At 45.1% G+C, this 25,704-nt stretch carries 20 protein-coding genes and 2 pseudogenes; 4 read left to right on the forward strand and 18 right to left on the reverse strand.

Annotated elements, in window-relative coordinates:
* The first annotated feature begins 242 nt into the window (after positions 1 to 242).
* Both ACTNCK_RS09750 and feoB read left to right on the forward strand, forming a co-directional pair.
* Positions 243 to 1,028, forward strand: coding sequence for a biotin operon repressor (locus ACTNCK_RS09750; RefSeq protein ID WP_441082400.1), 786 nt, complete (start codon positions 243 to 245; stop codon positions 1,026 to 1,028).
* Between the two features lie 81 nt (positions 1,029 to 1,109).
* Positions 1,110 to 3,491, forward strand: a complete 2,382-nt coding sequence (feoB, locus tag ACTNCK_RS09755; RefSeq protein ID WP_441082403.1) for a ferrous iron transport protein B — start codon at positions 1,110 to 1,112, stop codon at positions 3,489 to 3,491.
* Between the two features lie 93 nt (positions 3,492 to 3,584).
* Here the strand turns inward: feoB and ACTNCK_RS09760 are convergent, their stop codons facing one another.
* The 16 genes and pseudogenes from ACTNCK_RS09760 to ACTNCK_RS09835 form a co-directional block, all read right to left on the reverse strand.
* Complete coding sequence (locus ACTNCK_RS09760; RefSeq protein ID WP_441082405.1) at positions 3,585 to 4,364, reverse strand: ZIP family metal transporter; 780 nt, start codon at positions 4,362 to 4,364, stop codon at positions 3,585 to 3,587.
* Positions 4,365 to 4,525: 161 nt separating this feature from the next.
* Complete coding sequence (locus ACTNCK_RS09765; RefSeq protein ID WP_441082408.1) at positions 4,526 to 4,936, reverse strand: cytidine deaminase; 411 nt, start codon at positions 4,934 to 4,936, stop codon at positions 4,526 to 4,528.
* Positions 4,937 to 4,947: 11 nt separating this feature from the next.
* Positions 4,948 to 5,868, reverse strand: a complete 921-nt coding sequence (locus ACTNCK_RS09770) for a DMT family transporter (RefSeq protein ID WP_441082410.1) — start codon at positions 5,866 to 5,868, stop codon at positions 4,948 to 4,950.
* 307 nt (positions 5,869 to 6,175) lie between these two features.
* Positions 6,176 to 9,760 (reverse strand): carbohydrate binding domain-containing protein, encoded by a 3,585-nt coding sequence (locus tag ACTNCK_RS09775; RefSeq protein ID WP_441082413.1) that lies wholly within the window; start codon positions 9,758 to 9,760, stop codon positions 6,176 to 6,178.
* A gap of 129 nt (positions 9,761 to 9,889) precedes the next feature.
* The gene (locus tag ACTNCK_RS09780; protein ID WP_441082416.1) at positions 9,890 to 11,170 is read right to left on the reverse strand and encodes an ABC transporter substrate-binding protein; all 1,281 of its coding nucleotides are present in this window, start codon (positions 11,168 to 11,170) and stop codon (positions 9,890 to 9,892) included.
* A 19-nt stretch (positions 11,171 to 11,189) separates the two neighbouring features.
* Complete coding sequence (locus ACTNCK_RS09785) at positions 11,190 to 12,977, reverse strand: methyl-accepting chemotaxis protein (protein WP_441082419.1); 1,788 nt, start codon at positions 12,975 to 12,977, stop codon at positions 11,190 to 11,192.
* 259 nt (positions 12,978 to 13,236) lie between these two features.
* A pseudogene (locus ACTNCK_RS09790) lies at positions 13,237 to 13,341 on the reverse strand (NAD(P)-dependent oxidoreductase); the annotation flags it as partial.
* A gap of 5 nt (positions 13,342 to 13,346) precedes the next feature.
* The gene (locus tag ACTNCK_RS09795; RefSeq protein ID WP_441082422.1) at positions 13,347 to 14,510 is read right to left on the reverse strand and encodes an iron-containing alcohol dehydrogenase; all 1,164 of its coding nucleotides are present in this window, start codon (positions 14,508 to 14,510) and stop codon (positions 13,347 to 13,349) included.
* 97 nt (positions 14,511 to 14,607) lie between these two features.
* On the reverse strand, positions 14,608 to 15,519 hold the full coding sequence (locus tag ACTNCK_RS09800; protein WP_441082424.1) for a hypothetical protein: 912 nt from the start codon (positions 15,517 to 15,519) through the stop codon (positions 14,608 to 14,610).
* A 344-nt stretch (positions 15,520 to 15,863) separates the two neighbouring features.
* Entirely contained in the window at positions 15,864 to 16,169 is a 306-nt protein-coding gene (locus tag ACTNCK_RS09805; RefSeq protein WP_441082427.1) for a type II toxin-antitoxin system RelB/DinJ family antitoxin, read from the reverse strand.
* Positions 16,170 to 16,263: 94 nt separating this feature from the next.
* Complete coding sequence (locus ACTNCK_RS09810) at positions 16,264 to 16,860, reverse strand: helix-turn-helix domain-containing protein (protein WP_441082429.1); 597 nt, start codon at positions 16,858 to 16,860, stop codon at positions 16,264 to 16,266.
* A gap of 216 nt (positions 16,861 to 17,076) precedes the next feature.
* Entirely contained in the window at positions 17,077 to 17,529 is a 453-nt protein-coding gene (locus ACTNCK_RS09815; protein WP_441082432.1) for a GNAT family N-acetyltransferase, read from the reverse strand.
* 9 nt (positions 17,530 to 17,538) lie between these two features.
* Positions 17,539 to 18,039, reverse strand: a complete 501-nt coding sequence (locus ACTNCK_RS09820) for an N-acetyltransferase family protein (RefSeq protein WP_441082434.1) — start codon at positions 18,037 to 18,039, stop codon at positions 17,539 to 17,541.
* Between the two features lie 52 nt (positions 18,040 to 18,091).
* Positions 18,092 to 19,117 carry an ORF6N domain-containing protein gene (locus ACTNCK_RS09825; RefSeq protein ID WP_441082436.1) on the reverse strand — a complete coding sequence of 342 codons (1,026 nt, stop codon included), beginning with the start codon at positions 19,115 to 19,117 and terminating at the stop codon, positions 18,092 to 18,094.
* Between the two features lie 66 nt (positions 19,118 to 19,183).
* Positions 19,184 to 20,742, reverse strand: a pseudogene (locus ACTNCK_RS09830) (IS3 family transposase).
* A gap of 368 nt (positions 20,743 to 21,110) precedes the next feature.
* Entirely contained in the window at positions 21,111 to 21,629 is a 519-nt protein-coding gene (locus tag ACTNCK_RS09835) for a hypothetical protein (protein ID WP_441082439.1), read from the reverse strand.
* Positions 21,630 to 21,899: 270 nt separating this feature from the next.
* Between ACTNCK_RS09835 and ACTNCK_RS09840 the strand changes: the two genes are divergently transcribed.
* The gene (locus ACTNCK_RS09840; protein WP_441082442.1) at positions 21,900 to 22,583 is read left to right on the forward strand and encodes an IS110 family transposase; all 684 of its coding nucleotides are present in this window, start codon (positions 21,900 to 21,902) and stop codon (positions 22,581 to 22,583) included.
* 130 nt (positions 22,584 to 22,713) lie between these two features.
* Here ACTNCK_RS09840 and ACTNCK_RS09845 read toward each other — a convergent pair whose 3' ends face one another.
* Together ACTNCK_RS09845 and ACTNCK_RS09850 are read right to left on the reverse strand one after the other, a co-directional pair.
* A complete protein-coding gene (locus tag ACTNCK_RS09845) occupies positions 22,714 to 22,953 on the reverse strand; it encodes a hypothetical protein (RefSeq protein ID WP_441082445.1) in 240 nt (79 codons plus the stop codon).
* 198 nt (positions 22,954 to 23,151) lie between these two features.
* The gene (locus tag ACTNCK_RS09850; protein WP_441082448.1) at positions 23,152 to 24,903 is read right to left on the reverse strand and encodes a methyl-accepting chemotaxis protein; all 1,752 of its coding nucleotides are present in this window, start codon (positions 24,901 to 24,903) and stop codon (positions 23,152 to 23,154) included.
* A 530-nt stretch (positions 24,904 to 25,433) separates the two neighbouring features.
* Here ACTNCK_RS09850 and ACTNCK_RS09855 point away from each other — a divergent pair.
* Positions 25,434 to 25,634, forward strand: coding sequence for a hypothetical protein (locus ACTNCK_RS09855; protein ID WP_441082451.1), 201 nt, complete (start codon positions 25,434 to 25,436; stop codon positions 25,632 to 25,634).
* The last annotated feature ends 70 nt before the right edge of the window (positions 25,635 to 25,704 follow it).

The raw sequence follows: 25,704 nt of genomic DNA on the forward strand, positions 1-25,704 counted from the left end.
CGCAGAAACCCTTGACACAGGGCATCCAACCAGCTAGTTGGCAGTCAAGCAGAACAAGGATAGGGTGTGTAGCCGAGGCTACTACTTACCCACACAAACTGATGAAGCCTCGAAGTATTTTTCGTTTCTATTACTGCTTTTCTGGTCAAAAACGCTTATAATGATAGTATAAAGTGCAGAAGCCCTAATGTCTGCTTCTGCTGATACTAAAGGACATGAGGCAAAATGTGAAAAGAGGACATATGACTACTGCTGAAAAGGTGCTCAGATATATGGAAGAAAACAAGGGAAAATGGTTCTCGGGAGCCCTGCTTGCCGATGACCTGTCGCTTTCACGAAATGCAGTCTGGAAGGCAGTCGGAGTGCTCCGCGAAAGGGGCTATGACATAGAATCAAGCCCTAATAAGGGATATCGGCTCTCCAACCATTCTGACAAGCTGTCTGTTGAAGGAATACTCCCTTATTTAAGCTACAGCGCATCCTCCTTTGATCCGGATGACATTCATGTATATGAATCGATCGACTCGACGAATAAGGAGGCCTTAAGACTTCTTTCTACAGGAGCCGGTCACGGGACGATCGTTGCTTCACAGATGCAGACAAAAGGTCAGGGACACGATGAAAGATCATTCATCTCGCCTCCCGGAGGTATATATCTAAGCATTATTCTTCTCCCCGAAAAAATGAATTCATCTGAGCCGGCTCATGTCACAAGAGCTGTCGCCGACTGTATCTGCGGTGCCGCAAAAGCTCTCTGTGGCAGGGAGCTGTCATTTGAGAAGCCCTCAGGCTGTCTCCTTCAGGGGAAAAAGGTTGCCGGGATCTTCACAGAGGCTCTTTATGACCTCGATATAGGACGTCCCCTGGCCTATATTCCCGGTATAGGGATCAATTATTACACAAAAAGGGCTGAATTTTCCAGTGAGATAAAAGATGTGGCAATAAGCATCTATGGTGACGACGAGCCAGCCACAGTCAGCAGGAATGAATTCATAGCGGAGCTTATAAAGAGATTGCTGCTACTTTAAAGCAATATGGAAATACCGTTGTTTTTGATCCGATCTTATCTTATAATAGTTCTGAAAAATATATTTAGAACTGGAGTGTATATGCCAACTATAAAAGATTTGAAGATCGGACAGCAGGCGACGGTTGCATCTGTCGGCGGCGAGGGCGCGCTTAGACAGCACCTTCTTGATATGGGTATGATACCCGGTGTCACTGTAGAGCTGATAAAATATGCACCTATGGGAGATCCGATAGAGCTTCGTGTACAAAGCTACGAGCTTACCCTGCGTCTTGACGATGCATCAAGGATCGAGGTCGTAAATGTAAGGGACTGTGCAGAGACAGGAAGATCTCTTGCCGGTATAGCCTCTTTGCCGCAAGAAAAGGCCATCCCTCCGGTAAATAAGCTTATCGACCATCCGGGACTTGGAGAGGGAGGCCGCTTTCATAACAAAAAAACAGAGCATCCTCTCCCGGACGGGACCTGTCTGACATTTGCCCTGGCTGGAAACCAGAACTCTGGAAAGACGACTCTTTTCAACCAGCTTACCGGTTCCAACCAGCACGTAGGAAACTTCCCCGGGGTGACCGTAGACAGGAAGGACGGAGTAATAAGAGGTCATAAGGACACCCTTGTAACCGATCTGCCGGGTATTTACTCAATGTCTCCCTACACGAGCGAGGAAGTGGTCTCCAGACAGTTCATACTGGATGAAAAGCCAAGAGGGATCATAAATATAGTTGATGCGACCAATATAGAGAGGAATCTCTATCTCACTCTCCAGCTCCTGGAGCTTAATATACCTATGGTCGTAGCCCTTAATATGATGGACGAGGTCCAGAGCAACGGCGGCTCCGTAAATGTAAACAGGATGGAGCAGCTGCTTGGTGTTCCGGTCGTCCCAATCTCCGCTGCCAAAAACGAAGGAATAGATGAGCTTGTAAGCCATGCCATCCATGTCGCAAAATATCAGGAGAAGCCGCTCAGGCAGGATTTCTGTGACCCCGAAGAAAGGCACGGTGCCGTCCACCGTTCAATCCATGCTGTAATGCATCTTATTGAGGATCATGCCGACAAGTCAGCTATACCGATAAGGTTTGCAGCAACAAAGCTTATAGAGGGTGACAAAAGTGTGATCGATGCACTGGGTCTCGACACCAATGAACAGGAAACCGTTGTCCATATAGTAAGACAGATGGAAAAGGAAAGCGGGCTCGACCGTTCAGCGGCGATCGCCGACATGAGATTCAACTTCATCGAGAGAGTCGTCGCCTCATCTGTAGTCAAGCCTGAGAAAAGCAGGGAACAGACAAGAAGCAGCCGTATCGACTCAGTCCTCACCGGAAGGTTTACTGCTATTCCTATGTTTGTCCTAATAATGGGACTTATTTTCTATCTGACCTTCAATGTGATAGGCGGCAGCCTGCAATCACTTCTCGATACAGGTATCCAGGCCTTAAGCGATACCTGCGAGAAAGGGATGGAGGCCGCCGGGGTCAATCCTCTGCTTATCTCCCTTGTCGTAAAGGGAGTCTTCGCCGGAGTAGGATCAGTGCTCTCCTTCCTGCCTATCATAGTGACCCTGTTTTTCTTCCTCTCCCTGCTTGAGGACTCAGGCTACATGGCCCGCATAGCCTTTGTGATGGACAAGATCCTAAGGAAGCTTGGTCTCTCGGGGCGTAGCATAGTTCCTATGCTTATTGGCTTCGGATGCTCAGTACCAGCGGTGATGTCAAGCCGGACCCTGCCATCAGAGCGTGACAGGAAGCTTACAGTGATAATGATCCCCTTCATGAGCTGTTCAGCCAAGCTGCCGATCTATTCATTCTTTATCTCTGCCTTCTTCCCCGGAAGAGGAGCTCTTGTGATGCTTCTTCTCTATTTCACAGGTATCGCAGTCGGTGTCCTTACCGCAGTGATCTCTAAGAACACGAGATACAAGGGTGAGGCCGTACCTTTCGTTATGGAGCTTCCAACCTACAGGATGCCTCGTCCGAAGAACGTCGGACAGCTCCTCTGGGAGAAGTCGAGAGATTTTATCCAGCGTGCCTTCACTGTGATCTTCCTTGCATCGATCGTGATCTGGTTCCTTGAGACATTTTCACCTTCGTTTGCCATGGTGACCGATTCACAGAACAGCATACTTGCAGTCATTGCAGGTTTTATAGCCCCGATCTTTGCTCCTCTAGGCTTCGGCGACTGGCGGATGGTAACAGCCCTTATCTCCGGTTTCCTTGCCAAGGAATCGGTTGTATCGACACTCGGTATACTTTTCGGAAGCGTAGCCTCTCTCCAGCAGGTCCTTACACCTGCAAGAGCAGCCTCCTTTCTGGTATTCTGCCTGCTCTATACACCATGCATAGCCGCAATCGCCTCCATAAGACGTGAGCTGGGGCGTCGCTGGGCTCTCTGGATCGTGCTGTTCCAATGTGCGATCGCCTGGGCCTGTGCCTTTATAGTACATCTGGTCACACTTATATAAGAGATTTTACGACAGCAATAAAAAAGAGACCGGAAATGTCCGGTCTCCTTTTTATCTAATGATATCATTTGTCGCTTGAACAGCTGATGCTTTTCATCCCAGCGCTACGTCAAGAATCATCATCACGACAAATCCGAGCGAGAAGGATACTGTTCCTATATTTGAATGCTCTCCCTCAGACATCTCCGGTATCAGCTCCTCTACTACCACGTAGATCATGGCTCCGGCTGCAAATCCCAGAAGATAAGGAAGGACGGGAACGACCAGACCTGCTGCAGCTATAGTGATGATCCCTGCTACAGGCTCCACCGCTCCTGAAAGCGTACCATATATGAAAGTCTTCATCCTTCCCATGCCCTCTGCCCTAAGCGGCATGGACACGATCGCTCCCTCCGGAAAGTTCTGTATAGCTATTCCAAGCGAAAGGGCCAGAGCTGAAGCTGCTGTAATGCCTGAATGTCCATAGAGGAAGCCTGCAAGGACCACCCCTACTGCCATTCCCTCCGGTATATTATGGATGGTCACAGCCAGGATCAGCTTCGTCGTATGCTTCAGTCCCGATGCCGGACCCTCCTCAACGCTGTCCATATGCATATGTGGCGTGATCCTGTCTAATAGCAGAAGGAACCCTATACCGATCATGAATCCTACAGAGGCCGGAACAAAGGCAAGCCTGCCCATACCCTCCGCCCGCTCGATTGCAGGACCAAGCAGAGAAAAAAAGCTTGCTGCAACCATCACTCCGGCTGCAAAGCCAGTAAGTAGCCTCTGTATACTTTCCGAGATAGCCTTTCTTAAGAAAAAAACCATGGCAGAACCTGCCGTAGTACCAATAAACGGGATCAAAAGTCCTTTTATTACTTCTGTATTCATATTTATAATCCTTTAATAATGCTTAGAATATCCTGCCTTAAGTCTGTAACATCATATATCGTCACTGGTTTTTCTGCTTAATCCGCCTTGTAAAAGACCAGATATTTTTATATCAACACCCACCTAACATTTTAGTATAAATCTATTAACTAGCTTTGATTTCAAAGTTCAAAGGCAAATGGCAGCAGTTCATCAAGCAGGAATTTCCTTGTAAAGGCAAGCTTTCCAGCCTTATATGATCCCAGAACTATCTCAAATGAAGTGTCACAGAACTCACTCATGACCTGCCGGCAGATACCACATGGCTGACAGACAACTGTATCATCAAGGCTTTTACCGCCACAGATAGCAATAGCCTTGAAATCCTTATGTCCATCTGAAACCGCCTTAAAAATCGCCGTGCGCTCAGCACAGTTACTGGCACCGTATGAAGCATTTTCTACATTGCATCCTGTATAGACAGTACCGTCGTCACATAGCAGTGCTGCACCGACCATAAATCCAGAATATCTGCAATATGCGTTTTCCATAGCCTGATGGGCCTTTTCTATAAGCTCTGCTTCCTCGTACATAGTATCTCCTCTCATCTGCTGCCCGTTCTTATCCCATGCCTGGCACTGCTTATCATCACAAGCATTATAAATATCAGGGCAAATCCAATCAGATCATAGATCCCGGCCCTGACATGGAATACAGTAACAGTTATGACAGCAGCCGTGACAGGCTCGGAGAAGCCATAGAGTATACCCTTTTCTGGTCCTATATATGATACACCCCTGATGTAGAGCGTAAAAGCCAGCACATTTCCTACAATTACCACAAAGGCAATGCCAAAAAGTCCCATGGCATTCGGAACATAATGTATCCTAAAACTCCTGAAAAGTATGGCAAATACGATTCCTCCGGCTATGAACGAATAGGCCTGGAGCAGTGCGACCGGATACTTACTGATAAGCCTGTCCGAGCAGTTATATATCATTACGCATACTGCCGATACAACTCCTGAAATGATGGCCGGCAGGGAAACAAGGATATTTCCTATGGAGCCATGTGTCGACAGAAGAAATACTCCGGCAAAGGCCATAACTATCGCCGTCACTTCATTCCGCTTCGGTCTTCTGTGCTCTCGAAGGCAGGTTACCATAAGGATGAATACAGGTGAGAGATCCTGAAGTATGGTTCCCATGGCTGCTGAGCTTAACTGGATGCACCGGAAATATGTGAACTGACAGGTGCTTACACCTAAGATCCCATATACGAATAGTCTCCAGAGATCAGCTCTGTTCGTCAGGGGGCCTGCTACCCTTTTTCCATATCTGAACAGGCAATATATGAAAAGTATGACTCCTGCCATACAAAGCCTTAATGGAACCAGCCATCTCGAGTCCATTCCCTGTCTTGTGAAAAGATACTGTCCCATAGAGCCCGAAAGCCCCCAGCAGACGCCTCCAAGCAGGCACATAAGAGCGCCTTTTCCTTTATCTCCTGATATCGTTTTATACATACAGAGATATTATCACTAAAGGCAGGGGATTTACAAGAGTCTATAGCAATGATCGATCTAAAACCTAAATGAGCCGTCCGTCCTCCATACGATAGATTCTATAGAAGCCCTTTTATATTCAAAGCTTATGCTATTACCTGATGATCCTACTGACATTACTCTTACCTCACTTTATAATGGAACCGCTTTTAAGATAACATGAACAAAGTCAATTCTATATATAGAGTGCATAAACGTCAAGCCCGGCAAAAAACCGCGGCCCGGATTTATGGGCCGCGGTTCTTTCTTATCAGTCGGCGATTGCCAGTTAAAAACGTCTTTCTGATCTCTTTTTCTTTACAGTCTTTACAACCTTATAGTTTTTTACTATGTATTTCCTGCCTTTTATGCTTATCGTGCCATTCTTCATAAGAGCGCCGCTCTTCTTCGCCACATATAGGCTGCCCCTGACCTTAATGGTCCTGTTTTTTACAATAAGGCCCTTTGAATCAGTGTAAACACGGCTGCCTGTTTTCTCAAGTGTAACAAAGGCTTTTCTTGCAAGAGTACCATCCTTCCTTGCCACATATATCTTTCCAAAGACCTTGACCTTCTCAGCAGATGCCACGACACCATCACTATTGATAAGAAATGTCTTGCCTGCAAGCTTTGTCATTGAGTTTGCCGCTATCGCCTTGCCCTTCTTATCAGTGATCACAATACCCTTGTCAGTAGCCAGGGCAGCATTCTTTAGAATTCTGCCATCTGCATCCTTATATATGCCATTTACTGCTGCTCCCTGACTCAGGTCAAGACCTGTTTTGTTTACTACAGCAGGCTTTTCGGGCTCTGAATCTTCTGCTTTGATCTGATCTGTCGGTCTGTTCTCAGAAGGCAGACCACCTCCAGCCGGCTTGTTTCCGGACGGAGTGCCAGCAGAAGTCTGGCCTGTCGTTCCTGCACCTCCTGAAGATCCTGAAGTCCCCTGGCCTGCGCTTCCACCAGCCGAAGGACCCGGAACAGGCTTTGTCTGTTCCTCATCCAGTTCAACAAGAGAGATATCATCGATATAAATGTCATGCTGCTTCCTGATTCGGACGCCATCGACAGATCCCATAGTTATGTTAAACCGTGCGGCAGGGTCTGTCGGATCATCCATAGTAAAGTCAAAGGTATAATCCTTCCATTCCTTTCCGACATCGATAGCACCGGTCTTGCTGTAATTGGTCCAGTTGCCTTCATACTGCTGCATGGCAACAGAAATCTTACGCCCGATAGTAGACCTGGCTTTTAACGACAGGCGGTATTTGCTGCCCTGCTTAAGCGGCACTCCATCCTGATTCAGCTGGATATACCATGAATTCCCGGCATCATCTGCCATTGTATCATCGATCGTGATCGCAAACGCATTATCATTGCCATTCATGCTGTCAATGACATACTTTGCCTTTACTGTATCATAGATGTAAGGCGCAAATCCTGCCATCCCGGCATCAAAGGATCCATTCTTTATAAGTGCAGCCTCACACAAGCGGATATTATCCAGATAGTAGGTCCCTGGCTTTGAAAATATCAGATCGATATCTGCATGATCACGGTCCAGTCCCCTGTCAAAATGAAGCTTACTGCTGCAGGACTTACGTTTATCAGTAAGATCCGGTGTGAATTGCTGCTCGCCCACCTTTATGGTAAGGCCTGCACCATCTGTTAAAGCATCACAATAGCCATCAAACGAAAGCTCATAGCTTCCTGCTCCGACAAAAGCCAGCTTACTCTGCCCTATATGGATCGTCTTTCCCTCTGGCACCTCTACCTTCAATTCCCTGACATTGTTCTCATTTGTCACATGGATATATCCGGCATCGTCCTTGTCATATTCCCAATAGCCAAGACGTTCCTTTCCCATATCAAAGGAGCCGTTATATATATAGTTGCCATCAGGGCGGATCACCTTGTCATTGTTTTCAGGAATCTCATCACCTGACTTATGTATGAGTCTTACATTTGAGAGCCTGACTCCTGCCTTTGTTCCCTGTTTTCCCAGATTGAACTCAAGGCTTCCGTTAGGATCGCTCTTCTCATTCATGGTAAAATCAAGGGTATAGCTGCGAATCTCTTTCCCGACAGAAACAATCGTATCCTGCATATAACGCTGCCAGCCTCTGTCAGGTCCTTCCACATCAACTACGATATCGCGTGCCTCATCAGCTGATGCATCAAATGAAAGCTCGTATTCCCAGCCCTTATGCATAGGGATATTTTCCTGCTTCAGCTGGACGCTGTGGTTCTGAGAGCCGATCGTATCCGGCTTCAGATAGATCTGCTTATCCTTTTGTTCATACGTCGTACCTTTTGCATCGCTTTCCAGATGAAGCTTCCAGTTATCTCTGGATGCATTTTCGTCCCCATCTTTACCTATATCCTCAGAGAAATCCCCGTTTCTCACATAATTTCCACTTTCATCTGCCTGGCGGTAGACTACAGGCGCTGCCTCAGGCCTCCTTGCTTCCTTTTCTTCCCTTGCATAGGTCTCTGCAGACTTCTGATATACCTTTACATAGTCGACCTTAAAGGCCTGGTCATTCATGCCTGCATAGGTTTTTTCATCCGGATAACCAACCCAGCTTCCGCCCACGGCCAGATTCAGTATAATATAGAAGTTCTGATCGAATGGCGCCGGATAAGTCAGCTGATTATCATCATCCTGACCCGTATACCAGTCTCTAGTGGAGTAGACCTCCTTGTCATCCACATACCAGGTGATAAGGCCCGGATCCCAGTCGACTCTATATACATGATAGTCGTCTGCATAGCTTCCCTGAGTAAGCTTATTGCTTCCCTGATTCTGCTTATGGCCATTGCCGGAGTCATATCCGTAGTGGATGGTATGGTAGGACTTCCTTGTATCCTGCCCCATGACCTCCATGATATCGATCTCACCGCACTTAGGCCACTGTCCGTATAGTCCCTCATCTGATGCCATAAGCCAGAATGCCGGTAAATACCCCATTCCCTCAGGAACCTTTGCTCTGGCTTCAAAACGCCCGTATCTGAAATCATGCTTTCCCTGAGTATTGATCCGGCCGGATGTGATCTGACGCTCTCCGCCTCCATAAGCCCCGTTCCCGGAGATCATTGCCTTACCTCCGCCATACCAGGTATAGTTATTTTTGGGGTCAAGCAGACTTAGCTCTGTCAGGCGGTCCAGATTACTTGATGCAGTCATCCTAAGCTTATAGCTGTGACCATGCTCCAGACGCAGACCGCCCTGCTGCAGCTGGATATTCCAGTTGGCTTCACCGGAATTTACTATCGAAAGGATCGCCTTACCATTTTCATAACGGATACTGCCCTGGCCAGGCGAAGTCGCGCCAAAGATCCAGCCCTCCTCACTATCAAGCGATGAATTCTTCAGTAATTCATCAGATTCATTACCATCCTTATCCACCTCCTTCAGGGAGATCTGATCGATCACTACAGTTGCTGCTGTAGTGGCTTCCGTCGGATGGTCGCTGTCATCGATCTTTCCGAAATTCACCTGAAGAGCTATGGTATCACTGGTCTTACCATCAGCCTTGATATCCATGGAGATCTCTGTTTCCTTCTCTGCAGGATCTCCCTCGCCAGCACCAGACGTCATCTGGGGTCTGATGACCAGATTGCCATCCTCTACCTTGATATTCCCCTTATCAAGACTGGTATAGCGCTGTAATTCTGCATTTACCCAGCCCGGATCATGCTCCTCCACATTCCAGTCTTTTGTGCTCAGGCCCTCCCCGTCAAAGTCATCCTGCCAGACCAGCTTATAGCCGTCATCGGCCTTTGCCACAAGGCTTGCCTGTGGTAATCCGGTCAAGAGCATGGTAGCCATAGCAGTGCATGCGATTACACTCCTTCGATTTCCCCGATTCATTTTTTCCTCCTTGCTCAAAAAATAAAAAAAACCATCATTTACATTCCTCTATTATGGTCATGTTACTAAAATGATCGTGATTTATATATCACAAGGAGCGAATAAATTACATATTTATGACTTGTTCTATCACCTGATCGTAGAAAGTCTGGCGTTCTTCCAGTAGCTTTCTATCTGACCGGCGAACTGGGCTCGGTCTGTCTTTTTGCCCAGATACTGCTGGGTCATAGCACCTACAGTAGCCTGCTGGTCATCCGGGAGGAAATTGCACCAGCCTATCAGCTTATCATCCTTTAGGTACTGCTTTAATGATTTACCAAGAGGATCAGCTGCATCCACGCTGTTATTTGTAAACGGCGATACCAGACCGCAGGTCTTTGTGATGAATTGCTGTCCCGCCTTATCATAGACAAGCCAGTTCAGGAAATCCTTTGCAGCCTGCCTTTCCTTGTCGGAGATGGCATCCGAATTATCGATGAAGAGATATTTGGTAGAACCAGCGACAAGCTTTGTATTAGTACCGTCATCTGTATTCTGAGGAATAGGCATGAGTCCCATCTCATCAGAAGGGTTATACTTTCCGATCAGTGACCAGTCCCAGGTACCTCCGAACATGAAGGCTATATCTCCCTCCGCAAGCATCCTTTCTGTGGTTTCTCTGTCTGCCTTCAGTGGATCAGCCGATGCGTAATTATACTTCATCAGTACATCAAAGGTATCCATTATACTGTCAAACTTCTTATCGGAAGCGATATCAGCTGTACCCTTGTGCAGCTTCTCTATGAAGGAGTCCGTATCCTCCTGTTCCTCGTAGATCTGAGGGAAATAATGGGCTCCAAGCGACCAGTCCTCAGCCTGAATACCGACAGGAGATTTCATCCCCTTTTTCTTAAGCTCCTCAAGAAGCGATTTGAATTCATCGAGCATCTGAACGGATGACGGATCAAAGTCCTTTCCGGTCACCTTCTTGATCGCACTTGCATTATAGATGATTCCCCGGCCTTCCATGCAGAAAGGAAATCCATATACCTTTCCCTTTACACTGATCGCCTGCTTTGTGTCATCTACCCACTTCTCCTTTGAAAGGTCTGCTGCATGATCTGCAGCAAGAGTATAGATATCCTTGGCATCTACCATGGAGATCGTATATGGATCATTTGCTACATATCTTGTCGCCAGATGGAGGGATACTGTTTCATCAGGACTGTCGACCTTTACCCTTACTCCGCTAGCCTTCTCATACTCCGAGGCCAGCTCCTTCAACTGGTCGGCTATTTCGGTCTTTGAGTTAAATATTGTAATCGTTACATTCTTATTTGCTTTACTTACAGAGCCACCCTTGCTGCCGCAGGCCGTCATGGAGATGACCATTGCAGCAGAAAGAGCCAGAGCTTGCAATCTTTTATTCATCTGATTTCCTGCCTTTCTGTTACAGAGTAGTAAATTTCTCGGTGCTGGAATTAAGCTGTAGTGTGACATTGTTATTCTTATCCATGTCATCATTGATACCGGAAATTTCATTCACGATGTTCTGGGCGTTTTCAGCCGACATATTGATAGCCTCCGACGCCTCACGGACTGAATCCGTGATTCCGGTAACGGAGCTGTTCATATCCCGCATTATAGAAGCAAGCCGTGAGGCTGATCCGTCAAACTCTGACAGCATTCCGTTTATCACATCAGCAGAGGCCTCATATTTGGAGCTGGTATCCACAAAGGCGTCATAATCAGACAGGACAACGGTATTGATGTAGTCGAGCACCTGCATGGCATTATCAGACAGTGCTGTTACAGCCTTTGTCACATCGCCGCTGATATCCTGGATATTTGCAGCTGTCTGTCTGGAGTTTTCGGCAAGAGTGCTGATCTCCTGAGCGACCACTGCAAAGCCCTTTCCGGCCTCTCCTGCTCTGGCAGCCTCTATCGAAGCATTAAGTGCCAGCAGATTGGTCTCTGAAGCAATCTCTAAAATATCGTTAGTAAGATTGTTTATCTGCTGGACCTTCTTCGAATCCTCGACCGAGCTCTCAAGAACCTGTGAAAGCTCTTCCATCTGATGACTGGTGTTTTTCTTTTTCTGCATAGCAGTGACCTTTACGGCATCGGCCTCCTTCTTGATCTCCTCGGCCTTTCCGGCGCCGTTTCTGATACTGCTTTCGATATTCTCCGTTGCTTCGTTTACATCATCCAGCTTTTCGTTGATGTCAGATGCTGTCTCGGAGACATTCTGCATGCTCGCAGACAACTCCTCAAGAGCGGCAGAAGTATTCGTGACATTATCATTTGCCATCGCTATCCTTTCCGTCATGCTTCTTGTAGAGTCAGTCAGGACGACTGTACCATTCTTTACATCTCGAAGGATATTCTGCAGGGTCTCAATGAAATCATTGAAGCCATCTCTTATATATCTGATCTCGGAGTCGGTATCTACGCTGATACGCTGAGTCAGATCGCCGCGTCCTGCCTTGATATTTTCGATGATCTTATTGATGCCGTTTGAAAGTGCTATGATCTTTTTTACTATCATCTGATACATCATTACGAAGTTGATCACCGTAAAGATAATAAATACGATCACACTGATCACAGAAACAAGAACGCATTCCTGCTGGATCCTCTGCATCTCGTCCATAGACGAAGCATTTACCCTGTCCACCTCAGATGACAGCTTCATGAAATCGGTAGACAGATCCATAAGACTCTGAAGCACGACCCCGTTCATCTGGATCTGCGCGTCATCATTATTTCCATCATTTAATAGCTTCATTACATTGTCGACGCTTTTACAGTAAGTCTCTATATCACTGCTCGTCCTGCTAAGGCTTGAAGCCACATCTTTTAGGTCCATGGAAGAATACTCCGGACTTTTGACCTGCTTGTTCAGACTCTCAAGGGTTCTCTTTATCACCTTTTCACAGTAGGTGATATTGCCCTGATAGGTACGCTTGTTGGTATCACCTGTCGTTATGACATAGGACAGGGGCTGGGAATACATGTAGTAGACCATGGTCTTCATCTTTTCCTTGCTGCTGCTCACCTGATTTGAGAATCTGACTGTCTCGTTCGAGATCTTCTCGCTTCTTCTGAAACTTGTCATCATAAGAGCCATAACAGCCACAAAGACTATGACAAATAGCAGATTCATAACAAAGACCTTAAAAAGTATGGAGCGGTTCCATCTGGTATGGGTGCTTCTCGCATCTGAATACTGTGCCATATATTTTCCTTTCTTTTCCTTTATTATTAATTCTTATGCTTAACTTTTTTAGTATAGTCTTGCTCCTGTAAAAATTCAACAGCTTTAGAAAGAGTTAATTTCAGCTATATTCAAAGTCCATCCCGTCAGAGGCTGCAAAAATTGCGAAATAAATATCCATTTGAATACAATATTTTATTTCCCTTATGCCATAAAAAAGACTTCTGGCTACAGCCAGAAGCCCACAAATCTGTCCTGAAATGTATACTCACCCATCCGATCAGACTTTTACAACAGAAATCCTCTGTTGTATGTGATCTCTTTTTTCGATCTCATCTACCATTGCAATGGCATAATCGGCACAGGAGATAATGCTCTCACACTTTTTTCTCATAAAGATGCTCTGAAAATATCCGCAATATCCTTCTCACTAAGCGGTGCCCATGCGTTTTCAAGTCCCTCATTTTCTGCTACATGATGCGCCATCTCATCTATACGGCTCTCATCAATACCTACTTCCCGCAGATGCATCGGGATACCGATCGATGCGAAGAACGCGTACGTTGCCTCAATCGCCCGATCTGCGATATCAAACCGATCCTGATTCGAATCAATTCCAAATACGTTCACACCATATTTAACAAACCGGTCAACGGTCTTATCGCTTAAGATATGCTTCATCCATCTAGGTGTGATGATCGCCAATCCCTCTCCATGTGTAATGTCATAGTACGCAGAAAGCGCATGCTCCATGCCATGGCACGGCCAGCCGGACGGACTGTTTCCAAGCGAATAGATCCCGTTGCATCCATAGGTACAGTCAAGCATCATTTCCGCTCTTGCCGTATAGTCGGCTGGATTCTCAAGACACTTCTTTGCATTGGCCATAAGACTCTTAAGCGCTGCTTCCATAAAGCCATCATTCAGAAGTGTGGAATCCTCGCAGAAATACTGCTCCATAATGTGATTCATCGCATCCGCGCAGCCTGCAGCTGTCTGTTTCTTGGATACCGTAAATGTATACGTCGGATCAAGGAAGGAAACTGCAGGATAAAGAAGCGGATCCACATAGCCGATTTTATCGTTTGTCTCGGTTCTGGAAATCACACCGCCGCAGTCATACTCACTTCCCGTAGCGGCAAGCGTAATAATGTCTACAATCGGAAGTGCTGCATCTGCCTTCACCTTGTAAGAAATCAAATCCCACGGATCTCCGTCATACTTCGCTCCGGCTGCGATTGCCTTCGAGCAGTCGAGTACGCTGCCTCCTCCGACCGACAGGATGACATCCACATCATGTTCCTTGCAAAGCTTTACTCCGTCAAGGACGCTCGGATCATACTTGGGATTCGGCTGAATGCCTGACAGCTCCACGATTTCAAAATCCCTAAGAAGTTCCTTCACCTTATCATAAAGTCCAATCTTCTTGATACTTCCGCCGCCGTAGGTCATAAGAATCTTTTTCCCATACCGGCTCATAACTTCCGGAAGCTTTTCCACAGCTCCCTGGCCAAAGATCAGTCTTGTAGGGGTACAATAATCAAATTTCTGCATATTTTCTTCTCCTTTCAATCATACGCCCTGCCTTTATCATCATCGCAATAAGCCTCACTTCGGTATAAATCTACCACATTTATCTTTTTGCAATTCATTAATCAATCAGATGAAAATCACGCAAATACGACTCATATTCTTTCATCGAGATATTTTTATCATTGTAGTAGAAATGACTGCTTTCATTATATCTATCATCTTTCGAATCCCAATACTCTGCCCCTATACTGATCGTATCCTCTACCTTCTCATCACCATTATATTTTTCTAGAAAATACGTCTGTCTTCCACAATGTGTCACGTCACTGTGAACTACCCATACAGTGTTCTTAAACGAAGTATGTGACAGAAAAGAGGCTGTACCATCACCATATGCCAGCACACGGAGACTTCCCTTATATGCGTCTATGTACATTCCTCCATAAAGCTCCCAGCAATTATCTCCAATAATATACTCATCCTCGCCATCATTATCAAGATCCATCTTACTATTTACTGAGATGGAATCAGAATCCACATTCTTCTTTAGTATCTGATAATAAACCCAGTCCAGGTTCTTCGTGTCATTGTAGATTACCGGAATCTCACCAGATATGAATTTTTTAAACAGGGCATCATTGGAGAGGTTCTTTGTCTTATTCAGTGTCTCCTTTTTTAGAAACACATCATAATCCACACTCACCGTCTTTTTGCCAACTTTGCATAATATGGTTCCAACTCCATTATGTACTGGCTTAATGACAATTTCTTTATTGCTTTTCCTGACAATCTTTACAGATGGCTTTTTATACTTCCTGCAATAATCGTTTTCCCTTATTGTCCATACTACTTTTGAATTTCCTGCTCCTTTAAGTTTTACAGCCTTCTGAACCTTCTTTGTGATCCGAATGGTATCACTTATACTCAACTGTGGAGCTGACTTTGCACTTGCTGATATACTCACCTGATCAGTGCAAAGAATAATAGCAAAAAGCATCAATACTGCAGCAAATTTCTTCTTATATCTCATATAATCCTCCTGTTTTATATTTGCATGTCCTATAATTTTGGCTTTGTTTCGATACAATTATTGTCTGTTTTGTTACATCCGTTACCGTTACCACTCCCGGATCTATAACATAACAAACAATGTAGTTGTCGATGATCATCTTATGTATTCCAATGGAATGCTCCGGTTCGCATTCAAACAAGCCAAATCTATCTGGGAATGACTCCAATGTCAAAATCGCATCGGCAATACGATTATACTGTCCTATCGCATTCTCAGATGCTTGAAGTTTTTTGCTATATGCTCATAAAGAGCATCCATATCGGCAAGAGCATCATCGGTAATATCAACTGTGTACTTTTCCATTAACTGTGACTCTCCCGAAATTTTTCAAATGCCTGTGCTGCATTTTGTGTTCTTCCTGCCTTATAAGAATCATAGCCTCGCTGAATCCTGGCATGAATCTGCTCCTCACTCATCTTGGTAGCATCAATACTTTCAGGCGCGCTAGGTAAGGTCACAGAAAAAGGAATACCACCCACTAGAACGATTTGATTAAGAAACATATCTACAGCGGTAGACATAGGTATTCCCAAACGCCCTAAAACTGACTCCGCATCCTGCTTCAATTCCGGGTTTACTCTTAAATTCAATGTTGCTGATTTCTCCATAACAAGGCCTCCATTCATCATTATTGTAACGACAATGTTGTTACATGTCAACAGTCTGAATGGAATCAAAAAACACTCCAAAATGTCCCAATTCCTATGCCAAAATAGAAACAATAATACCCACTACCATATACATGAAATTAGGAAAGCGGAAGGTAAAAGTTGCTATGCCCATTTCCTCTGCAAATACCACATATGGAATTGTCAGAAATGTAATGGCTGCACCTGCTACGCAAAACCAGTTTCCTTTTCCCCAGTAGTCATTTTTTGTCACTTTTACTGTTGATACAAGTAAAAGGAAAGGCAATAATACACATTTTAATGCAATAGTAACTCCTGATGTCATAGTTCCTTTGATTTGCCAGAAAACAATCATTGCTACAACCCATACAATAAAGTATGTAGAGAGCAAAATGATTTTGCCTAAATGTTTTTTAGCTTTTACTGTGTTTGTGCTTTCTTCCAAGAAATCTTGATAGGTCTGATTCATTGATTTTTCCTCCTTGAGCAGGTGGTCAAGACTTACCGAATAGATGTCACTCATTTTTATGACACTAATGATATCAGGATACGACTTATTGTTCTCCCAATTAGAGACAGTTTGTCTACTTACTCCCAGTAACTCGGCCGCTTGTTCCTGGGTTATCCCTTTTCCATTTCGTGCATTTTTGAGTTTGCTTCCTATTTCCACAATCCATCCACCTTTAGTAGTTATTTGCTCCGTTCTGAAGCATACTCAAGATACAATAATCAGGCCCATATTTCTATCAAACTGCCTTTACACTCGTTAAAAAACTTGTCAAAATCCTTTTACAGTGTCCTGAAAAGGGGATTCACAAAACCCACAGCGGATCACTGGCGTATATGTATAAGTTTTCTGCGTCATTTTCTTCCCGGCGTCGCAGAATTACAGCTTATACTGCATAAAGTTTCCGTTCTTTACAAATCCAAAATCCGTATACAGAAGCACGCCCATATCTGATGCAGTGATTTGTACTGTCCCGCACCCGTAATCCTTGGCCTCATTAACAACAAGGCCGAGCAATTCTTTTGCTATGCCTTGACGCCTATATGCCGGATCAGTAAACATACTCGACAAGAGGCCGATTCTTCCATTAGGGCAGCCAAAATAGGGTGGCTTCTCGACAAACGACATCCCACTGGTACCGATTATTTTCTCTCCGTCCATCGCCAACCAGGAAACAAATGTCCCATCGGACATATGCCGCTCATAATAATCTTTCAGCGCAGGTACAAGATCAACATCCTCATTTGCGCCTTCCTCACGGAGTTGCTGGATACGCATCCTGATAAATGTATCCAATTCCTTCTCTGTCAACTTCTTATAATGTATTTCCATTCAATCACCTTATAACTCGCACACCATAATATATTCTTCGGCATTTTCATCGACCGTCTTGAATCCGACATCCTTGTACATCTTCACGGCGTAATTTGCTTTCTGCACCGCCAGGGATGCTCGTTCATATCCCTGCCATTTCAGCAATTCGAGCATCTTTACCATAAGCTGCGAACCGATGCCCTGACCGCGATACTCTTTGTAAAGCGAAATGGCGAAAGACGGCGTCTCATCATCCACATGACCATAGTCGTCCATAATCCTCGTCCAAACCGCTCCGACCACCCTGCCTTCGAAATCCGCCACCAGGCAGTTATCGCCTTTCCGGGCACTGAAATCATCCGTGTAAACACGCAGTTCCGGCTTCTCGATGATATCCCTCTCCGGCGGCTCCGCTCCCTTCGGTATGAAGATCGCTTCATACAGGAAGTCTTTTAGCAATTCGATCTCTTCTTTGCGGAGACTGCGGATCACATAGTTTTCGGATCTTTTCTTATTTTCTTTTTCCATAATTTATTTGTTTCCTATATATCGGTGAAGTCGCAAATTGCGACTTCACCGATCAGATCACCTTGTCCGGAAGAAGCAACAATGCATCGATTACCGGATGAAGCATTGCCGTATTTTCAATCGTATTGATAGCACATACTTTTCTGCCCGCATCTTTGCTTGAAGCACCGCAATGAAATACCTTCTCCGTCTTTAATCCGTAGTCCAAAACAATGAAGCGATCATGACAATCCGGGTTTGGTTTTATTATTAGCGACGGATATTGAGCTTGAAAATCAGTGACATCCGATGAAGTGAGAAAGCCACGCCTGCCATGTCCGTTTTCTGTGAACAATATCACTGATACGCCATTTTTCTTTTGTGACAGTTGATGCAGTGTCTTAATATTTACATAGTCATCTATCACATAGATGGACTTTTTCGCCATCTGATAAATCTTGATATAAGCAACATCCGCCTCAAACTTTTGTCCCTTATAGATCACATAGTTTTTCAGCTCTGTATCAAGTACAAAATTCTCATTGATCTTGTTGATGCTTTCCTGAAGATCAGACATCTTAGCATCGGCATCATCTTGCCGCCGCTCGATGCGCTTTGTAGTCTCGGTTAGAGTATCTGTTATGTACTGTAACTCATTCTTTGTTACAAACTGCTGATTCTGCCGAATATAATGCCGCATCTCCCGAAACGCACGCATGATAAAGATGCTCTGCTGCTCTGCAAGTTCACCTTTCAAAACCGTAGCGAGCATATAGATGCCCTGCTCAGTAAATGCATATGGCGGTTTTCTGCGACCGCCATCCTGTCCGGAATAAAAATTCGTATTTCGTGAAGTCACAATTTGCGACTTCACGAATTCAATTTCTTCTTTTGTGAGCTGAAACATAAAGTCTTCCGGAAATCGGTTAATATTACGTTTTACCTGCTCGTTCAGTCGTTTTACTTCATATCCATATATCAACGCCAGGTCATGATCCAGCATAACCTGCTTGCCCCTGATGGTATATACGAGATTTTCAATGTCTTCTGGTTTGATGTAAACCGGAATAATCTCAGTCTTATTATTTTGATTTGCCATTCAGCGTCCCTTCTTATTTTTCTTTATCTGGCACGATTTGTGGGTGCGGACGTTTTTCTGGACCAATTATACGGTCAATCCAAGCTGTCTCCGGTACTGGATAGGGCTGATCCCTCCAAGTGATATCTTTATACGCTCCTCCGCATACCAGTGCATATAATCATCCAGGATCTTTATGAACTTGTCAATGAAGACATCCTGCCAGGAATGACCATAGAACATCTCGTTCTTCAGCCGGCCGAAGAAGCCTTCGCATGCGAAATTTCCGGCGAGCAGCCTTTCTTTGACATTGAGCGGATCAGCCCGGCATCTTTCATACGGCTGATCCATCCCGGCCAACGGTGGTGGCATCCCCGGTCGGAATGGACGATAGGATACTCGCCCGGTTTCAGTGCCTCGATTGCCGCATCCAGCATCTGATTGACAAGATCAGCATTCGGGGATGTTCCAATCGTCCACGCGACTGGAAGCCCGTCAAAGCAGTCGATAATCGGAGACAGATACACCTTTCCAGCCGGGATGGAGAATTCCGTGATGTCCGTCAGCCATTTCTGATTCGGCGCATCCGCATGGAAATCGCGCTTTATCTGGTTCGGGACCGCAGGGGTGATCTCGCCCTTATAGGAGTTGTATTTCCGCTTCCTTACACTTTTGACAGTGAGCCTGTCCTGTTTCATGAGACGGCGCACGACCTTCTCTGATACGGTCACGGATTCGTTCCTCAGGACCGCATGGATCCTCCGGTAGCCGTACCGGTTTGAGGATTCATCGAAAGCCTGCCGGATCTTTTCGCGAACATCCGCATATTTGTCCGGAGCCGCCATAGCGGCCTCCTGATAGAAGTAGCCGCTTTTTGACATCTGAAGAACGCTGAGCAGTGTCTTCAGGCGGTATCTGTTCCGGAGGGCGTCAATCACGACTGCCTTGTCATGATTCGTCAGACTTCCGAGACTGACGCCCTCCTCTTTTTTTATGACTTCTGCCGCCTTCTCAAGGACATCCCTCTCAACACGGAGACGGAAGACCTCGTCTTTCAGCTCTCTGGCCTGCTTTGTAAGATCATTGACCTGTGACTGTAGCTCTTCTATGGTGGCCGGCTTTGGTTCTTCGGCCTTGTTTCGCTTTGGCATGGATGACACGCTCCCTTCCCCGAGCAGCTCCCGTGCCCACTGGTAAATGGAGCACCGGCTCACCTGATACCGCGACGCGATTTCCTGCACGGTTTCGTCTTTAGTGCAAAATTCCATTACCGCGGCTTTTTTCTGCTCTTTCGTCAAGTGTACCATAGATCGGCCGGCAGAACAATGAGGCTTTTCTTCCGGACAGAGTTCCGTGACCCACTGCTTCAGAAGTGCCCTGCTCGGATACCTCAGGGCCCGGATCGTCCGGGACGCGCATTTCCCATACTACATGTAATGCTTTACCGCGGCTTCTTTCTGCGCTCCATTGTATTTCGGTGACCGAACGAACTTTTTCTTAAGTCCATTGTCCCTGAGATACTCTTCGTACCAGTATCGTAGGGTCTTCCGCTCCGGGTAGCCGAGCTCTCGTATGACTGCGGCTGCACTTTTGTCGTATTGGATGTAGAGCCGGACGGCCCTGATCCGATCATCATAAGAATACATGTGCGAATCTCCTTCTGGTCATTGTCGAAGTCCAGGTTTTTGTCCGCACCCCCAGTGGGTCAATTTTACTTGACAATCTACATTAGGAGATAGTGGGAAAATGATCGGGTGAGAATGTATATGGTATGAATGGTCTAGATTAAGAACGAATAGAAATGTGATGGATATAAATTTCTATTAAATAAGGTTCAGCGTAATGTCCTCGCCTTTTTTTGCGGAACATGCTCCTCAATAGATCAATTACTTCTAGGTAAGGTTCAGCACCCATCGGAAACGATGGATTGGCTTGAGAAGGTATCTGTATCAATTCCTTTAAGGTAAGGTTCAACCTGCTGCGCTAGGAAGGGGCTTGTATGCCTGTTTTCTGGTCAGTAGTAAACACCAATATCCCATATGGTCTGGCATATATATCCGGCAAAAAGAGATATCAGTCTATATTCCATGAAACTTCCATCCTCTGGAACGTCAACTTCATCAGGCTTTTTCTCCTTCTGTCCGGGGCCTTCTATTGTGAGCATCCAGAGTTTTATCTTATCCCACGGAACATTTCTTACGTCGGTCTCGCCAATCTCTTCAAGCTTGTCCTCGAACATCCAGTTCATCCCGGCTATATATAACTCTTCAAAGGTTTTCGCACTGTCCATGCCTTTATCACCATACCTGCCACGCAGCAGCATAGCGCTCTCCACAGTACCATCATCAAGAGAAAATTTCTTCCCCATAACTTTGTACTGGGTCGTGTGCATCTTAGGGACCTCTTTTTTATTTTCTTCTTCTGGCTCATCTGGCCAGATATCTTCTAGGTCCTCTATTTTGCTATCATCCGCGCGGTCTGCCGGGCGTCTATGCTTTCTGTAAGTACTTATATCTACGATCTTATCACTCATTTGTAACTTGTATGATAATTACAGAAGCGAAATCAACATTTTCCTTTCTTTTTCATACTGTGGTTCAATACATTCAGATACTGTGTGACTTTTGATTTTGTCCTGTAGCTTTGACTACTTTATAGGAGTGTATTGCCGCTACCTTTATCTGAATTGTTTATTAGCTGGATGTGCCGGGGCTTTTGCCCCTGAGTACTTATTTCAATCAAGTCTACAATGATAATCGCTGGTGGATGCCACAGTGTCCGAAACCAAAAGGAGGTTTTCTCTATGTACTATGTAGGCATCGATATTGCCAAACTCAATCACTTTGCCTCTGTTGTTTCAGCAGATGGCGAAGTACTCATCAAGCCGTTCAAATTTACGAATGACAATGATGGCTTCTGTAAGCTGCTTTCTGTGCTCGCATCATACGAACGCGGCAGCCTCATCATTGGTCTTGAATCAACGGCACACTATGCAGACAACCTGGTTGAATTCCTCGTATCTAAGCGCTACCAGGTCTGCGTCATCAACCCGATCCAGACTTCCACAATGCGTAAGAACAACATCCGGAAGACCAAGACCGACAAGGTGGATACGTTAGTTATTGCCAGAACTTTAATTACTCAGCCGCACAGGTTCTTTTCACTTGGAGAGATTGGCGACATTCACCGCTTCTCCAAGCCATGTCAGCTGCTTGCGTTTGCAGGATTGGATCCATCTGTATACCAATCCGGAAACTTCAATGCCAGCCACACCAGAATGTCGAAGCGTGGCTCCCGGGTTCTCCGGTATGCATTGATCAACGCAGCTCACAACGTGGTAAAAAACAATGCGACCTTCAAGGCTTACTATGACACCAAGATGGCCGAAGGCCGAACTCATTACAATGCTCTTGGACATTGTGCCGGCAAACTCGTCAGGGTCATATTCAAGATGCTTTCTGACGATGTAACCTTCAATCTCGAATAAGTTCTAATTCGGGATCATAGTAGATTTTGAAAAGCACCTGTAAGGGAGCTTTATTAAAGTTACCCTTTCATAGCCGCAGGACAAAAAGAAAATTTTCTGCTAATTTATGCTTGACTTTTCATAGCTGGTCTCATAGGATATTTATTTCTACATCTGTGCATATTTCTGAAAGAGCGTTCCCATCGAACAGCTTATTATTTATAAGCTCGTCTATGTCTCCTGTCTCATAGAAATCATTGCCATACCACTCCGTGAAAGTTGGCTGATAATTAGTTACCTCTGAGGTAATGCCACACTGTTTGCCATTATAAATAAACGTAACATCATTCAGACAGGCGTCAATAACCTTTTTTAAATCTGAGGCTGTCATAATATATCACCGTTTTCCTTTCTTTCATCATCTGTCAGCTCACGAGTTGACTTGTTCTTAAGCCTGCCGTTCTCATCAAACTCATAATCGTGCGCACATGACAAGGGGACGGTTCTATTGTCTTTTTATCTAAATTAATTTAAGCATAAAGACAACAGAACCGCCCTATGTCCCCAAGGAGCTGCTTTTCTTCTGTCGTCATACCTTAAACCGTGATACAGCCTCTGTCAGCACTTCAAGATTCTGCTTGAGCTGGTTAATGGTATCCTTTGATTTTGACACGATACTGTCAAGCTCGGCAGTCATTGATGATGTTTCTTCTGTAGATGCAGCATTATCAGTTGCTGCGTTGTTGAGGGATACGATGTTGTCCTTTATCCTGTCTTTCTCTTCCGTCATCGTCCTGATGTTGTCAGAGATTGTCTTTGCGGATGCAAAGCACTCATTGAGCGAATTCTCAAGACGTCTGAATGTCTCACTTGTCTGGTTAAAAGCTTCGACCTGCTCTGTTGACATATCGGACATCCTCTTCATGATGGATATCTGCTTGTCAGAATTGGCCACGAGTTCTTCGACAATGCCGTTGATGGTCTGTGCGGATTCATCGGACTGCTGTGCCAGGTTTCCTATTTCCTCTGCAACAACCGCAAAGCCTCTTCCTGCTTCTCCTGCCCTTGCAGCTTCTATGGAAGCGTTGAGTGAGAGGAGGTTTGTCTGGCTTGCGATATCTGAGATGAGGTTTGCTGCCTCTGCGATCTTCTTTACCGAATCCGATGTCTGCTGCGTCTGGTCTGACATAGTTTTTATATCAGCTATCGTCGCATCATTCTTCTTGACGAGATCTGCAAGGGTATCCTTTGACTGCTTCTGACAGTCCATCATATCAGCAGCGTTCTTGTCAAGTGCCGATACACTCTCTGATGACGAATCAATGCCTTCTGCAAGACTCTCGATGCCTTCCACGGAATCAGATGCCGTCTTTGCCTGCTCCGTATTGTTCTCGGCAATATTCTGTACTGCCGATGACACGCTCTGTATCATATCAGCCATGCTTGCGAAATTCGATGAAAATTCATTTATCGAGTCATCGAGGGCATTGCATGACTCGGTTGTCTTGCGCATCATTGAATCGATGTTATTGCGGGCGGTATTCAGTTCACGTCCTGTGTCACCGAATTCATTCTTTGCCTTTATGTTTATATTATGTGTAAGATCACCGTCTGACAGGTCGTTGGCGAAATCCTTTATCTCAGCAAGCGGTTTTGTGGCATCTTTCCCGACCTTGCGCGCGATAATGGTGCTGATAAGGATACACGCAATGCTTACAATAATGATGCCGCCTAGCATTGCTGTGTTATTCCTCTGGATGCTCTTTTCTGTTGCAGACATTTCCTTGTTCATGTCATCGGTATAGTTGCCTGTTGAAAGCATCCATCCCCATGGTTCAAAAAGCTGCGAATAGGCTAGCTTCGGCGCCACGGTCTTGCCGTCTGCTTTTGTAAAGTAGAACTCATTGAATCCGCCCTTATCCTTTGAAGTACATGATTTTCTTATCATCTGAATAATCATGTTGCCCTTCTGGTCTTTTAAGTCCTTACGGTTGTTGCCTTCCTGGTCCGTAAGGATAGGATGCATGACAAGATTGTAGTCCAGATCATCGATCCAGAAATAACCGCTCTGGTCGTCACGGTAACGGAAGTTTCGTATATCTTCCTTTGCCCTCTCCTTTGCCTCATCTTCTATCTGTTTGCCGTCTTTGTACAGATCATATTCCATCTGTACCATTGATATCGCTGACTGGGTTTCCGATACGATCTCCTGTCTGTATCCTTCGTCCTTTGCGCTGTGGTACACGTTCATTGACTGCGTGAATGACCGTCGTATGGATATGATCGATAGTGTGCTTATCACCGTTGATACCACAAGAACAGCGATAAAACAGATAAGCATGATTGATGTGCTGACACTCTTATAACCCTTTTTTTCTTCTGCATAGAAACTGGCTTCCTTTCTGATGAAAATTAATTTACTCTTCTTATGTTCTGGCAGGCAAAAATTATTGATTATTCTGCCTGCTTTTCAGCTTTTTTCTTTCTCGGCGCCCTATCGGAATGCTTAAGATCCGAATAAGTCTTCAAACGTCAGCTGATGTATGCCGTCTCTTCGTTTTTCTGCCATTTGACAAGTCCTCAATTATTACAATTTTATAAACTGATGATATTATTATATCACTTTACAATGCCTTTGTAGATACCTTATTTGCATACGACGATCTTTTCAAAGACCTTGCATGACAAGGGGACGGTTCTATTGTCTTTTTTAGTAAGTTATAATTAAAAATGTGCAGAAGTTATGGAATAAAAATGTACAAATGATATCATTGATAGAGTTACCTAGAAGGCTATATCAATGATAATCAAGACATCCATTATTTCTGATCTCGAGATCAACAGCTTAGAGGATTTACACAAACTGGTGTAATGAGTTCAACGAAGAATGCGAAGCCCAAAGCAAAAATCGACCCTGATAAAAAGACTGAGGCCGATTATATGAAGGAGAATAGACGTCTTCATCAAGAACTTGAAGATGCAAAGAAAGAGAATTTATTTTGGGTCAATCATTTTTTCTATGTGATACTCAGGCCACTGACCGGGCGACATAGCACATTGACAGTTGCATAAAAAAGGATCTTCCTGTACGATTGAGTTGCATCTTTGGCCGGATGTAATAACCCAATCAACAGGAGGATCC

Origin of the sequence: Candidatus Weimeria sp. HCP3S3_B5 (assembly GCF_052064335.1) — a bacterium.
Classification (GTDB): Bacteria; Bacillota; Clostridia; order Lachnospirales; family Lachnospiraceae; genus Weimeria.